Here is a 13,110-nt window from a genome sequence, read left to right as displayed (position 1 = left end):
GCGTTCTCTCATGCGGCCGGCGTGGCGTCGTGTCGCAGGATCCCGGCGGTGAGCAGCAGGATCGCCGCGGAGTACAGCGTCATGACGGCCAGGCCTGTCAGCGTGGCGCCGGAGTCGATGCGGCCGGCCTCGCCCAGGGCGATGATGCCGTCGGAGACCAGGAACAGCAGGCCACCCGCGCCGGCCACCCTGTCGACGCCGGCCGACGTGGCGGCAGTGGCCAGCAGCAGCACGGCGTAGACCGGCACGGGGGCCTTGAGCTCGTCGGGCAGCCCGCCCCAGGCCCAGGCGACGAGGACGATGGCCGCCACCACGTACACGGCCACGATCCAGGGTCTGGCGCGCAGCGCCTCTAGTGCTCCGCGGCGGACCAGCAGGACCACCAGGCACACGTGGCCGAGGGCGAAGGCCGCCATGCCGACGATGAAGAGCCCGTCGAGCTCCAGGAACAGATCGCCCAGGAAGCAGAAGACCAGGGCCGCCACGAGCAGGTGCGGTCCCCGGACGGCGAGGACCCAGCACACGAGCAGGGGCGCGAGGAGACACTTGGTGATGCTGTCCCACGGGGAGAGGTCGGCACCCAGCAGCACCAGGTGGAGCGCGACGGCGGCACCGAAGGCCGCGACCCACGGGCCGCGGAGCGTCGTCGTCATGGGGCGACGGTATCGGTCCGCGGTGGCCGGTGCTGGCGCTCGGGACCGCGCCGGTACTGTGGGACGTTCCGTGGTACTCGTCACGGTACTCCCGATCCAGGAGACTCGATGCCCGTCCAGCGCCTGATGCCCACCGAGGAGTCCGCCGACCTCGTCGAGCTGACTCGCACCCTCGTCGAGGCAGAGCTGCGGCCCCGGGTCGACGAGACCGAGCGGACCGGGGCCTTCCCGCGAGAGGTCTTCCGCACCCTGGGCCGGGCCGGGCTGCTGGGCCTGCCCTACCCCGAGGAGCTGGGCGGCGGAGGACAGCCGTACGAGGTCTACCTGCAAGTCGTGGAGGAGATCGCGACGGGGTGGGCAAGCGTGGGCGTGGGAGTCAGCGTGCACGCCCTGAGCTGCTTCGGCCTCGCCACGGCCGGCAGCGTCGAGCAGCAGGAGCGCTGGTTGCCGAACATGCTCGGTGGGGACCTGCTCGGCGCCTACTGCCTCTCCGAGGCCCATGCCGGGTCCGACCCGGCGGCGATGCGCACCAAGGCCGTGCGCGACGGGGACGAGTACGTCATCAACGGTGCCAAGGCGTGGACCACGCACGGGGGGGAGGCGGACTTCTACAAGGTCATGGCCCGCACGTCCGACGACGGTGGCGGCATCACCTGCTTCCTCGTCCCGGCCGACACCGCCGGGCTGAGCGCCGACCCCCCGGAGCAGAAGATGGGCCTGATGGGCTCGCCGACGGCCACGATGCTCTTCGACGACGTCCGTGTCCCGGCGGAGAACCGCCTCGGCGAGGAAGGACGGGGACTGTCGATCGCCCTGGCCGGGCTCGACGCCGGTCGTCTGGGCATCGCGGCGGTCGCCACCGGCATCGCCCAGGCCGCACTGGACACGGCAGTGGCCTACGCCAAGGAGCGGGAGGCCTTCGGCAAGGCGATCATCGACCACCAGGGCCTGACCTTCCTGCTGGCCGACATGGCCGCGGCGGTGGGCTCGGCCCGGGCCACGTACCTGCACGCCGCTCGCCTGAAGGACGCCGGCCGTCCCTACGGCCGCGAGGCGTCGATCGCCAAGCTCGTCGCCACCGACCAGGCGATGCAGGTGGCCACCGATGCCGTCCAGGTCCTCGGCGGGGCGGGCTACACCAGGGACTTCCCGGTGGAGCGGTACATGCGTGAGGTCAAGGTCATGCAGATCTTCGAGGGGACCAACCAGATCCAGCGCCTCGTCATCGGTCGGCACCTCGCCGGCTGACACCGGCTGCAAGGATGCACGAGTCTCGACACCAAGGAGAGTGAGCATGGAGCTCAAGGACACGTCCGCCGTCGTCACCGGGGGAGCCTCGGGGCTCGGCTCGGCCACCGCTGCCGCCCTCGCCGAGCGCGGTGCACAGGTCGTGGCGATCGACCTTCCGTCCGGCATCGAGCAGGCGCCGACCGTGGACGGCGTCACCTACGTCGCTGCCGACGTCACCGACGAGGAGCAGGTCCGCAGCGCCCTCGGCGTCGCTGCCGACCTGGGCCCGTTGCGCACCGTCGTCAGCTGTGCCGGCATCGGACCCTCGGCGCGGATCCTCGGCCGCAAGGGCGTGCACGACCTGGGGCTCTACGCCAAGGTCGTCCACGTCAACCTCGTGGGCACCTTCACCGTCATGGCCCTCGCCTCCGAGACGATGGCGCAGACCGAGCCAGACGAGCACGGCCAGCGAGGCGTCGTGGTGAACACGGCCTCGATCGCCGCCTTCGACGGCCAGGTCGGCCAGGTGGCCTACGCCTCGTCCAAGGGCGGAGTGGTGGGCATGACGTTGCCGGCCGCACGAGACCTGGCGCAGCACGGCATCCGCGTCAACACCATCGCCCCGGGCATCGTCGAGACGCCGATGCTCGCCACGGTGAGCGAGGAGGTCCGTGCCGGGCTGGCCGCCGGCGTCCCGTTCCCGCAGCGGCTCGCCCGGCCCGAGGAGTACGCCCGCCTGGTCACGATGATCGTCGAGCACGACTACCTCAACGGCGAGACCATCCGGATGGACGGCGCCCTGCGGATGGCGCCCCGATGAGCCCCCGACCGAGCACCGGGCAGGAGCCCGTCGTCCTGACCGTCACCGAGTCCGGCGTCGCGCGCATCGAGCTCAACCGGCCCGAGGCCGCCAACGGCCTGACCGTGCCGATGGGCGAGGCGCTGGAGCAGGCGCTGCTGCGCGTGCGCGACGACGATGCCGTCAGGGTCGTGCTGCTGACCGGCCGCGGGGCCCGGTTCAGTGCCGGCGGCGACCTCGCTGCCATGGCGGACGCCGACGACCGCGGCACGTTCGTCAGTGGTCTCGCCGACCTCGCCCACCGCAGTGTCCGGCTGATGTGGGACCTGGACAAGCCGGTCGTCACCGGCGTCCAGGGTGCTGCGGCGGGAGCCGGACTCTCGCTCGTCCTGGCCAGCGACCTGGTGGTCGCCGGACGCTCGGCCGCGTTCGTCACGGCCTACACCGCCGTCGGCCTCACCCCTGACCTCGGCCAGTCCTGGTTGCTGCCGCGGGTCGTGGGCCTGCAGCGGGCCCTGGATCTGACGCTCACGTCGCGCAAGGTCACGGCGCAGGAGGCCGCCGACTGGGGCATCGTGAGTCGGCTGGTGGACGACGCCGACGTCGAGAGCGAGGCTGTCACGCTCGCCGAGAAGCTCGCTGCCGGACCGGCGGGGGCCTTCGGCCGTGCGCGCCGACTGCTGCGCGACGGCCTCACGGCGAGCCTGGACGAGCAGCTCGACGCCGAGGCGGCGAGCATCGGTGCGAGTGCCGCCACCGCCGAGACCGGGGCGCTCATCGACGGCTTCCTGCGCCGGTAGCCGGCCGGGACCGGTCAGCGCACGAGGCCGGGGAGCGTCGTGCCCAGCAGCTCGGTGGCCTCGGCGATGATCGTGTCGACGACCTGCTGCGTCGACCCGACCTCGTGGATGAGCCCCTGCGCCTGGCCGGCCCACCACATGCCGCCCTCCATCTCGCCCTTGCCGAGCACCTCCGAGCGGCCGCGCTGACCGGAGGCGAGCGCGGCGATGTCGTCGAAGGTCGCCCCGGGGCGACGGCTGATCTCGGCGATCTCGGTGGACACGGAGTTCTTGACCACGCGGGCGGTGTTGCCGAACTCGCGGAAGACCAGCTGGGTGCTGCGCTCGTCGTTGGCGACGATCTGCTGCTTGACGTTGTCGTGGATGGGCGCCTCGTCGACGGCCATGAACCGGGTGCCCATGTTGGCCGCGCACGCGCCGAGGGCGAGGGCCGCCACGAGCCCTGACCCGGTGGCGAGCCCACCCGAGGCGATGATCGGGATGTCCAGCGCCCGTGCCGCGGCCGGGATGAGCACGAGCCCGGGGACGTCGTCCTCGCCCGGGTGGCCGGCGCACTCGAACCCGTCGATGCTGATGGCGTCGACGCCCTTGCGCTGCGCCGAGAGCGCGTGACGCACGCTCGTCGCCTTGTGGATGACCTTGATGCCCGCGGCCTTGAAGTCCGGCAGGTGTGGCTCGGGGCTCGAGCCGGCGGTCTCCACGACCTTCACCCCGGACTCGGCGATGGCGGCGCGGTACTCCGCGTACGGCACCTCCTGGATGGTCGGCAGGATCGTGAGGTTCACTCCGAAGGGCTTGTCGGTGAGGTCGCGGGTGCGGGCGATCTCCTTGACCAGGTCCTCCGGCGTCGGCTGCGTGAGGGCGGTGAGGAAGCCCAGCGCACCGGCGTTCGCGACGGCGGAGATGAGCTCGGCGGTGCCCAGCCCGGTCATGCCCCCGCACAGCAGCGGGTGCTCGACGCCGAACGTCTCGGTGAACTCGGTACGAATCATCAGGGGGTCCTCTCGGATGGTCCGGCGATGCCGGCGGTGATCAGCTGGGCCAGGGCGTGGAAGGCCTCGGCGTCCCCGAGGCCGGTGGCGGCCTCGATGCGGCGACGTTGGATGGCCTCCATGACGAGCCCGGCGACGGTACCGACGAACGTCGGGTCGACGGCGTCGGCCCCCGCCTCACGCAGCAGCTCCTGCACGCGTGCCGCGGCGATCGCGGTGTTCTGCCGGTAGACCTCGTGCGCGGGCGCGTGGGCCTCCAGGTCCGCGAAGTAGGCGGGGGAGGCGGGAGACAGCTCGGTGGCGATGGCCTCGAGGTAGACCCCGATGCGCGCCACGGGGTCCGGCTCGCGGGCCACCCGCGCCTCGACGCGATCGGTGGAGCGTCGGAAGACGGCTCGGACCACGGCGACGACGATCTGCTCCTTGCTGGTGGCGACGACGTACAGCGTCGACTTGGAGCACCCGAGGCGGCGGGCCAGGTCCTCAACGCTCAGGTGGGCGAAGCCCTCGCCGAAGAAGACGTCGATGAGGGCGGCCAGCAGCTCTTCGCGTCGCGTCGTCGCACGCTCGGCGGACCGAGCAGCACGAGGGGGCATGCGCCACAGGGTACTCGGAGGGTTCCTGGAGTACTGACGTTGCGGTGCGGGTCAGTCGTCCCGCAGCGCATGCGCCACGGCGGCCTCGGCGTGCAGCCGCGTGGTCGGGAAGACCGGCACCGGGGAGTCGTCCTGCGTGATGAGCAGCTCGACCTCCGTGCAGCCCAGGACGACGCCCTCGACGCCGTCGTCCGCGAGCCGGCCGATGATCTCGGCGAACCGGCGCCGCGAGCCGTCGCGCACCTGCCCGAGCACGAGCTCGTCGTAGATGACGCGGTGCACGTCCGCACGCTCGTCGGCGTCGGGCAGCACCACGTCGAGCCCGTGCCGGGCGAGCCGCTCGCGCAGGAACGGCTGCTCCATCGTGAAGGCCGTCCCGAGCAGGGCCACCGTGCGCACGCCGGCCTCTCGGGCCGCCTGGGCCGTCACGTCGCCGATGTGCAGCAGGGGGATGGAGATCGCCGACTCGATCGTCTCGGCGACCAGGTGCATCGTGTTGGTGCACAGCACGAGCACGTCGGCGCCTGCACGCTCGAGCTGTCGTGCCTCCTCGGCAAGCAGCCGCCCGGCCTCGTCCCACGCCCCGGCGGACTGCAGCGCCTCGACCTCGGCGAAGTCCACCGAGCGCAAGGTGCATCGGGCCGAGTGCAGCCCGCCGAGCCGTTGCTGCACTCCCTCGTTGAGCAGTCGGTAGTACAGCGCCGAGCTCTGCCAGCTCATCCCGCCGAGCAGACCGATGTTCCTCACGTCAGTCGCTCACCGTGGGCGTAGACGTTGAACGAGGACCCTCGGGAGAACCCCACGAGCGTGATGCCGGAGCGCTCGGCGAGGTCGACGGCGAGGGAGGAGGGCGCGCTCACGGCGGCCAGGACGGGGATCCCCGCCATCGCCGCCTTCTGGACCAGCTCGAAGGACGCCCGTCCGGAGACCTGCAGCACCGTGCCGGGCAGTGGGAGCCGGTTCTCGCGCCACGCCCAGCCGACGACCTTGTCGACGGCGTTGTGCCGGCCGACGTCCTCGCGCACGCACAGCGCCGTCCCGTCGGCCGCGAACAGTCCCGCGGCGTGGACGCCACCGGTGGACTCGAACACCCTCTGCTGCTCACGCAGTCCGTCAGGCAGTGCGGCGAGGACGTTGATGTCCACGCGCACGTCGTCGGTGGCCACCTCGAAGCGTGAGGTGGTGGCGACGGCGTCGATGGAGGCGAGCCCGCACACCCCGCACGAGCTGGACGTGTAGACGTGCCGCTCACGCACGGCCGCGACAACGGCGCCGGCAGGAGGGACCGCGACGTCGATGATGTTGTAGGTGTTCTCCTGCTCGCCGGCGCAGTAGCGCATCGCCTGCAGGTCGTCCGGACCCGCGGCGATGCCCTCGGAGACACAGAAACCCGCGACGAGGTCGAAGTCGTCGCCGGGGGTCCGCATCGTCACGGCGAAGGCCTTGCCGCCGAGGCGGATCTCCAGGGGCTCCTCCGTGGCGAGGGAGTCGTGCCGGGGGCGGGAGCCCTCCACGATGTCCACCCGCGTGAGGCGTCGACGTTGCACCGCCTTGGTCACGCCGATTCCCCGTGTCGCTGGGCAAGCAGGTGGGCGACGGCGCGGGCGCGTTCCACCGCGTCCTCGCCACCTCCGGCGAGTCCGGCGGCGTAGCCCACGAGGAACGTCGTGAGCGGGGCAGCCGGGCGCACCACCTCGTGCGCGGCGGTGGCAGCGAGGTCCAGCACGACGTCCGGCGTGGCGGGTGCGTCGACGTCGAGCTCGGCGCACAGCTGTGCCCACCAGTGATCGATCAGCTGCTGGTCGGCCATCGGGTGCCTCCTCAGGCGTCGGGCAGGTCGTCGGGAGTGTCGACGTCCCAGGTCGGGTCGCTGGTTCGACCGGCGTCGTCGTGTGGCAGCACCCCGACCTTCTCCCACTCTAGGTGCGAGAACAGACGGCGCAACGAGGCGTCGGTGGGGTCGCCCAGCTCGCGCAGCGCCGTGGCCAGCCGGCCTCGACGCAGCAGGCTGGCGGTCCACTGGGCGCGACCGTCGGCGTCGACCACGACTCGTGCGTCGCCGCTCGGAGGCGCGGCGAGCAGGGCGGTTGTCAGGACGTCGGCGTGCGGCAGGTCGGCTGCGAGAAGCAGGACCAGCTCGGCGCCATCGGGCAGCTCGGCGAGCCCGGCGGCCAGCCCGGCGACGGGGCCGGCGAAGGGCGGTGACTCGCGCGTCCACCGCACGACACGAGGCAGCTCGGCGTCGCGCCGGGGGCCCACGACCACGATGTCGCGAGCCTGGGTGGCGGCGGCAACGGCAGTGGCCAGCAGGGTCCGGCCGCCGCTCTCCACGAGCACCTTGTCGATCCCACCGAGGCGTCTGGCCTGTCCGCCGGCGAGCACGACGGCGTCGTGAGCGGGGGTGGCAACGGACGGCATGGGAGCCACCCTAGGACCGGACCTTGCCCACGCGCGTGGGAAGGCAGAGCCCTCCTAGGGACGTCAGACGTGGGTTCTGAAGCGGTCGTGCAGCCTGGGCCGGCGATCGGGGTCGAGTGATGCCGGTGGAATCAACGCGGGGTGGCCTCGTTCGTTGAAGATGATGTCCCAGCCGTCGGTGTGCAGGATCCGGTGGTGGTGGGGGCAGAGCAGGACGCCGTCGTGGAGGTCGGTGCCTCCACCGTCGGCCCAGGTGCGTCTGGCGTGGTGGGCGACGCACCAGCCCGGTGGTCTGTCGCAGCCGGGAAACACACATCCGCGGTCGCGTAGGGCGAGGCCTTGGCGCTGGGCCAGGGTGAAGAGTCGCTTGTCGCGTCCCAGGTCCAGCGGGAGCGACTCTCCGCCGAAGACCGCGGGCAGGAGCCTGTGCTCACAGGCCATGCGCCGGGCTTGTCCGGCGGAGATCCGTTCTCCGGTGGAGAGGGTCGCCACCTTGAGTCGTTCGAGGAGGGTGGCGAGGTCGAGGTTGATGGTCAGGATGGGTCCGAGGTTGTTGGTCTCGGGGAGCTTCTCGGTGGGCAGGAGCTCGCACAGGTAGGTGAAGGCCCAGCCCTGTCGAGTCCGGTAAGAGGGGCGCTCGTCGAGCAGGACCTCACCAGCTCGGCGGGCGAGGTTTGTGGGGCTGGTGATCTCCACCTGTGGTGCACACAGGGCGTCCATTGCCACGCGCAGCTGGGCTGCTTGGGCCTCGGGGATGGCGAATCCACCCTTGACCAGACCGTCGGTGGCGGGTCCCATCCAGAACTCCGCCGCGGCCCATGCCTTCTTCTCGCGCTGCTCGACGAGGTCGTTCTCGGCCGCGTCCAGGGCATCATCGTCGTCGGACTCGGTCAGGAAGTGGCCCACGACCCGGTCGGCGTGGCGCTCGAACTGCTTGAGGTCCATCCGGGGTGCGTCCTCGACGAGCTGCGTCTCGCACGCCTCACGCTGGGCGGCGGTGATGGTTTTGGGGAGCTGGTCCAGGGCTCGGCTGATCGCCTTCACCTGCCGGGTCGAGAGCCTGCCGTTGGCCATCGCCTGGTGGGTCTGGGGCGTCGTGGTGATCTGCTTGGCCTGTCGCACCACGGCATCGGCACCACGACGGTCTCGACCGAAGTCACCAGCCAACAGGGAGCCGGTGCTGCTCGCGCCCTCGCGGCGGGCCGCTCCGGAGGACTCCACCGCGGCCACGGCAGCCAGCTCGTGCGCGGTGACCCGCGCCTTCAGTCTCGCCAGCGAACCGGCCGCCTCACGCTGCTCCCGACCGGCCAGTCGGGCGTAGTCGGCCGTGCTGATCGAGCCCAGGATCTCGTGCACCCGCGCGAGCTTGGTCACCACACCATCAGTGACGGTGGTCGGTTCCGGCAGGGGTGCAGTCACGGGACTCTGCCTCCAGACATCCGTTATCGAGTGGATGTTCCCATCATAGAGCCCACTACCGACACCCTCAAGAGAGACGAAACCGACCTGTGGACGAAGCGTCCGGGCGGCGTCAGTCGTCGTCGAGCGGGGGTCGCCAGCAGACCGCGAGCATCCCGACGGCGCCCAGGATCCCTGAGCCGAGTGCACCGACGCCGACGGCCCAGCCGCTGAGGTCGATGTCGAGCACGCCGTCCAGCGACCAGCTGCCGGCGCCGAGCATCGCGAGCGCGGTGAGGGCGGCCGTGAGCACGAAGACGTACTCATAGCCCTCCTTGATGATGAAGAAGCCGTTGGGGCGGTGCACCGTGGCGTACGCCGTGACCATGACGCCGATCCCCGCGGCCGCGGCGACGGGCACGAGCAGGCCGAGCAGCAGGGCCGTCCCGACGGCCATCTCCAGGTAGGCGGAGACGGCGGCCTGCAGGCGCGGCGGCCGGAGTCCGAGGCTCTCGAACCAGCCCGCGGTGCCGTCCAGACCTCCGGGGCCGTAGGCGTGGTTCCAGCCGTGGGCAAGGAAGACGGACCCGAGCGTGAGGCGCATGACGAGCTGGGCGAGGTCGAGGTCCATGCCCCCATCATGGATCACCTCCCCCCGGTCGTTCCGATCTCCTACGATGTGAGAACCCCGGGCGGACGTGGAGGGTCGGATCATCGTGGACAGTGACGCGAGCGGGGACACGGGTGGCGACTCGGCCGGGGAGGTCACCTTCCGGCCGGTGTCGGCCGAGGACTTCGCCCTGCTCGCCCGATGGCTCGCCCATCCACACGTCCTTCGCTGGTGGCACCAGGAGTCGACGCCAGAGGCGATGGAGCGGAACTTCGGGCCGTCTCTGCGCGGTGAGGAGCCCGGCGAGGACCTCGTCGCCGAGATCGACGGTCGCCCGGTCGCGCACCTGCAACGATCTCGATGGCACGACTACCCCGAGGAGCTGTCGGAGATCGCGCCGTGGACGGACGTGCCCGAGGGCGCCGTGACGATCGACTACCTCATCGGCGATCTCGCTGACACGGGGCGAGGTCTGGGGCCCCGGCTCATCGCGGCGCTCGCTCGCGACACATGGGCGCACTTCGACGACTGCCCGGCGATCATCGTTCCCGTCGCGGCGGGGAACCGGCCGTCATGGCGGGTCTTGGAGCGGGCGGGGTTCCGTCGAGTGGGTACGGCCCAGCTGCAGCCGGACAACCCGATCGACCCGCCGGACCACGTCGTGATGCGGCTCGATCGACCGCCCCGGGCGTCGTCCTCGATCGACCGGGGCGCCCGCCGCTGACCCCGAGAGTGATGCCGGCGGCGAGAGAGACCGGCACCGGTGCCGGGGAGAGTCGAGCTGGCACCGGTGCCGGCCTGCGTGACGCCCAGGCTTCGGCGCCACGGCTCGAGGTGACGTCGACGGACGAAGTCCCGACCGTCGAGCGCCAGGCGACCAGCGTAGCGGACAAAATGTCCGCTTGTCCAGATCAGGAAGGCCGTCGTCGTCGGTGCGCCACCTGCGTGAGCTGCTCGGCGGAGATCGCGTGGGAGGGCAGCGGGTGCAGCGCGGCGCCGGACGGGGCGATGGAGTCCAGGGCGAGAGCGCGCATCCGGGGCAGCAGGACGGTCCGTTCGGGCTCCTGGAGCCAGACCAGGTCGGCGAGCATCCCGGCGAGGACGGCGATGTCCGTCGCGTCGACGTCGTCGCGGATCTTCCCCTCCGCCTGGGCCTGGGTGACGGCCTCCATCACGACGGCGGCGGCCGGGCTGACGCGGAGCTCCTCGGGAAAGACGCGCTTCATCCTTGCTCCCACGGCGCGAGCGATGGGTGACTCGACCGAGAAGTCGACGGAGACGTCGATGAAGCGCACGACCCGCTCGTAGGCGTCGTCGAGTTCCAGCAGGTCCTCACCCGCGGCCACGATCCGTTCCTGGAAGCGGTGGTACAGGCTCAGCAGGAGGTCGTCGTGGGTGGGGAAGTGCCGGTAGACCGTCCCGATGCCCATCGAGAGCTCCTCGGCGATGCGGTGCAGGCTGACGTCGAGTCCTTCGGCGTTGAGGACACGCTCCGCGTGGTCGAGGATCCGCTGGCGGTTGGCCAGGGCGTCCTTGCGGGGGCGCCGTCGGGGGGCATCGGTCATGGGGTCATCATGCCGCGCACGACCCGCGCGGGAGGCCTGGCCCGGTGGTCGAGGACCTCGCATCGACGAACGTCGATGGATAGGGTGGGCGTGCTGGCCGTCCTGCGCCGTGGGGCCGGGAACGGGGCGCTATGCAGAGGGGGACGACGAGATGCGGGGCCGCCAGGACGGGAGGCCCGCGTCGGAGACTCCGCAGCACGGCATCCTCGGCGTGGCCGCGCTGCGCCGGGTCGTCGGCGTCCTGTGCCTGACCGAGATCGTGAGCTGGGGCGTCCTCTACTACGCCTTCACGGTGCTGTCGCCGATGATCGTGGCCGACACGGGGTGGTCGACGCCGGGCGTCGTCGCCGCGTTCTCCCTCGGCCAGGTGGTGTGCGCCGTGGGAAGCGTGCCGGCCGGCCGCCTGATGGACGCCTTCGGCCCGCGGGCCGTGATGACCACGGGCTCCCTGCTTGCCGGCCCGGCCCTGTGCGGCATCGCGCTCGCCCCGACCTACCCGCTGTTCCTCCTCGCCTGGGCGGTGGCCGGAGTCGCGATGGCGGCGGTCCTCTACGCGCCGTCGTTCGCGGCGGTCACGGGGTGGGCGGGGTCGGACGTGCGCCGTCGGGTCAGGGCGCTGACCGCGATCACCCTGGTCGCCGGCCTGGCCAGCACGGTCTTCGCCCCGCTGACGGCCGCCATCGCCACCCAGCTCGACTGGCGGGAGACGTACCTCGTCCTGGCGGTCGTCCTGGCGGCGATCACGGTCCCGGCGCATGCGATCGGTCTGCACCACCCTTGGCGGCCCGAGCGGTCGGTCGACCGTGCGACGCGCAAGGCCGATGCGGCGTCGAGGCGGCGGCCCTTCGTCGTGCTCGCGCTCAGCTTCGGCCTGGTCTCGTTCACCCTGTACGCGGTGCTCGTCAACCTCGTCCCGCTCCTCGTGGAGCAGGGGGTGTCGGTCGGTGCCGCGGCCTGGGTTCTCGGCATCGGTGGCGTCGGGCAGGTCGTGGGGCGGCTCGTGTACGCACCGCTGGCCACCCGCACGGGCCTCGTGCCGCGCACGGCGTCGGTGTTCGGCCTGGTGGTGGTGACGACGGCCGCCTTCGCGGTGGTGCCGGGCCCGGTCGTGCTGCTGGCCGTGATCTCCTTCCTTGCCGGGACGGCCCGTGGTGCCGCCACGCTCCTGCAGGCGACGGCCGTGAGCGACCGGTGGGGCACGGTGGACTTCGGCCACCACAACGGCCTGCTGACCGCGCCCATCATGATCGCCGCAGCCGTCGCGCCCTGGGCCGGAGCCGCGCTCGCCGGACCGCTCGGTGGCTACGCGCCGGCCTTCGCGGTCCTGGCGGGCATCGCCGTCGTCGGGGCGCTGCTCGTGCCGTTCACGGTGCCCCGCGGTCACGAGCAGACCGCCCCGTGAGGCGCGACGATCGCGAGGTGGCGCCGCGGAAGGCCCGGATCGAGGTGCTGGACACGACGATCGGGGCCGGGACGGGGGGAGAGCATGCCAACGCTGCTGCTGGCAAGGGTTCGAGCATCGTGCGTGCGGTGGGCCCCCAGGGGATCGAACCCTGAACCCGCGGATTAAAAGTCCGCTGCTCTGCCAATTGAGCTAGGGGCCCGAGATGTGGGAGCACCGCCGGGAGAGGCCTCGCCACGTCACGGCGTCAGTCTCTCAAAGACCGGGCGGCAGTCTGCCCCGGACGCCGGCCACGGGAAGGACATCGCGAGAAGGCGATGCACGGTGCACCCCCAGCGCGGGGAGATGGCGGCTCATCCACGACCGAGGAGGCGGGCGAGGCGACCGGGTGACCGCTCGGCCGGGGCATGGCCGGGGCATCGCTCGGTCTTCGGGACGCGCGCCATGACGGCATCGACGTGCTGGCCGCACCCCGCCCACGTCGTCCTCCCGCAGGTCCTGCATCGCACGGCTCGGCACATCGCGTACTCCTCGCGTCATGGACGCTCGGTCCCTCGCGGTCGAGGGGCACGCCGGGCGTCAACAGCGAGTGTATCCCCCCGGGGGGATACACTCAGGGGGTGGGAAGCCGCCCACGCGACGACGAG

15 protein-coding genes and 1 tRNA gene are annotated in these 13,110 nt (G+C 71.8%); 5 read left to right on the top strand and 11 right to left on the bottom strand.

The features are described 5' to 3' along the window. Positions 1 to 8: 8 nt before the first annotated feature. Positions 9 to 653, bottom strand: coding sequence for a lysoplasmalogenase family protein (locus ACHAAC_RS02980; RefSeq protein ID WP_435714443.1), 645 nt, complete (start codon positions 651 to 653; stop codon positions 9 to 11). A gap of 108 nt (positions 654 to 761) precedes the next feature. Here ACHAAC_RS02980 and ACHAAC_RS02975 point away from each other — a divergent pair, with 108 nt between their 5' ends. From ACHAAC_RS02975 to ACHAAC_RS02965, 3 genes are read left to right on the top strand one after another with little or no spacing between them, the layout of a single operon-like run. Then, positions 762 to 1,901 (top strand): acyl-CoA dehydrogenase family protein, encoded by a 1,140-nt coding sequence (locus tag ACHAAC_RS02975; protein WP_435714442.1) that lies wholly within the window; start codon positions 762 to 764, stop codon positions 1,899 to 1,901. Between the two features lie 46 nt (positions 1,902 to 1,947). Then, complete coding sequence (locus ACHAAC_RS02970; protein ID WP_435714441.1) at positions 1,948 to 2,703, top strand: SDR family NAD(P)-dependent oxidoreductase; 756 nt, start codon at positions 1,948 to 1,950, stop codon at positions 2,701 to 2,703. Next, the gene (locus ACHAAC_RS02965) at positions 2,700 to 3,482 is read left to right on the top strand and encodes an enoyl-CoA hydratase/isomerase family protein (protein ID WP_435714440.1); all 783 of its coding nucleotides are present in this window, start codon (positions 2,700 to 2,702) and stop codon (positions 3,480 to 3,482) included. The genes ACHAAC_RS02970 and ACHAAC_RS02965 overlap by 4 nt, the downstream gene beginning before the upstream one ends. A 14-nt stretch (positions 3,483 to 3,496) precedes the next feature. Here the strand turns inward: ACHAAC_RS02965 and ACHAAC_RS02960 are convergent, their stop codons facing one another. From ACHAAC_RS02960 to ACHAAC_RS02925, 8 genes are all read right to left on the bottom strand, one after another. Next, entirely contained in the window at positions 3,497 to 4,474 is a 978-nt protein-coding gene (locus ACHAAC_RS02960; RefSeq protein ID WP_435714439.1) for an NAD(P)H-dependent flavin oxidoreductase, read from the bottom strand. Beyond that, entirely contained in the window at positions 4,474 to 5,070 is a 597-nt protein-coding gene (locus ACHAAC_RS02955; protein WP_435714438.1) for a TetR/AcrR family transcriptional regulator, read from the bottom strand. The genes ACHAAC_RS02960 and ACHAAC_RS02955 overlap by 1 nt, the downstream gene beginning before the upstream one ends. Before the next feature lie 51 nt (positions 5,071 to 5,121). Further along, positions 5,122 to 5,817, bottom strand: a complete 696-nt coding sequence (locus tag ACHAAC_RS02950) for an aspartate/glutamate racemase family protein (protein ID WP_435714437.1) — start codon at positions 5,815 to 5,817, stop codon at positions 5,122 to 5,124. Then, positions 5,814 to 6,629 (bottom strand): formate dehydrogenase accessory sulfurtransferase FdhD, encoded by an 816-nt coding sequence (gene fdhD / locus ACHAAC_RS02945; protein ID WP_435714436.1) that lies wholly within the window; start codon positions 6,627 to 6,629, stop codon positions 5,814 to 5,816. Before fdhD ends, ACHAAC_RS02950 begins: the two co-directional genes overlap by 4 nt. After that, positions 6,626 to 6,880 carry a DUF6457 domain-containing protein gene (locus ACHAAC_RS02940; protein ID WP_435714435.1) on the bottom strand — a complete coding sequence of 85 codons (255 nt, stop codon included), beginning with the start codon at positions 6,878 to 6,880 and terminating at the stop codon, positions 6,626 to 6,628. Before ACHAAC_RS02940 ends, fdhD begins: the two co-directional genes overlap by 4 nt. 11 nt (positions 6,881 to 6,891) lie before the next feature. Next, positions 6,892 to 7,488, bottom strand: coding sequence for a molybdenum cofactor guanylyltransferase (gene mobA / locus ACHAAC_RS02935; protein ID WP_435714434.1), 597 nt, complete (start codon positions 7,486 to 7,488; stop codon positions 6,892 to 6,894). Positions 7,489 to 7,551: 63 nt separating this feature from the next. Beyond that, entirely contained in the window at positions 7,552 to 8,907 is a 1,356-nt protein-coding gene (locus ACHAAC_RS02930) for a DUF222 domain-containing protein (RefSeq protein WP_435714433.1), read from the bottom strand. 112 nt (positions 8,908 to 9,019) lie between these two features. Next, a complete protein-coding gene (locus tag ACHAAC_RS02925) occupies positions 9,020 to 9,517 on the bottom strand; it encodes a DoxX family protein (RefSeq protein ID WP_435714432.1) in 498 nt (165 codons plus the stop codon). Positions 9,518 to 9,602: 85 nt separating this feature from the next. Between ACHAAC_RS02925 and ACHAAC_RS02920 the strand changes: the two genes are divergently transcribed. Then, positions 9,603 to 10,220, top strand: a complete 618-nt coding sequence (locus tag ACHAAC_RS02920) for a GNAT family N-acetyltransferase (protein ID WP_435714431.1) — start codon at positions 9,603 to 9,605, stop codon at positions 10,218 to 10,220. A gap of 187 nt (positions 10,221 to 10,407) precedes the next feature. On the opposite strand, the gene ACHAAC_RS02915 is transcribed toward ACHAAC_RS02920, so the two are convergent. After that, positions 10,408 to 11,061, bottom strand: coding sequence for a TetR/AcrR family transcriptional regulator (locus ACHAAC_RS02915; RefSeq protein WP_435714430.1), 654 nt, complete (start codon positions 11,059 to 11,061; stop codon positions 10,408 to 10,410). A 151-nt stretch (positions 11,062 to 11,212) separates the two neighbouring features. On the opposite strand from ACHAAC_RS02915, the gene ACHAAC_RS02910 reads away from it, so the two are divergent. Then, the gene (locus tag ACHAAC_RS02910; RefSeq protein ID WP_435714429.1) at positions 11,213 to 12,463 is read left to right on the top strand and encodes an MFS transporter; all 1,251 of its coding nucleotides are present in this window, start codon (positions 11,213 to 11,215) and stop codon (positions 12,461 to 12,463) included. Between the two features lie 129 nt (positions 12,464 to 12,592). On the opposite strand, the gene ACHAAC_RS02905 is transcribed toward ACHAAC_RS02910, so the two are convergent. Continuing rightward, positions 12,593 to 12,665 (bottom strand) — tRNA-Lys (locus tag ACHAAC_RS02905). Positions 12,666 to 13,110: the final 445 nt, after the last annotated feature.

The organism is Aeromicrobium sp. CF4.19 (assembly GCF_051262555.1).
GTDB lineage: Bacteria > Actinomycetota > Actinomycetes > Propionibacteriales > Nocardioidaceae > Aeromicrobium.
This window is presented reverse-complemented; position numbering and strand designations above follow the sequence as displayed.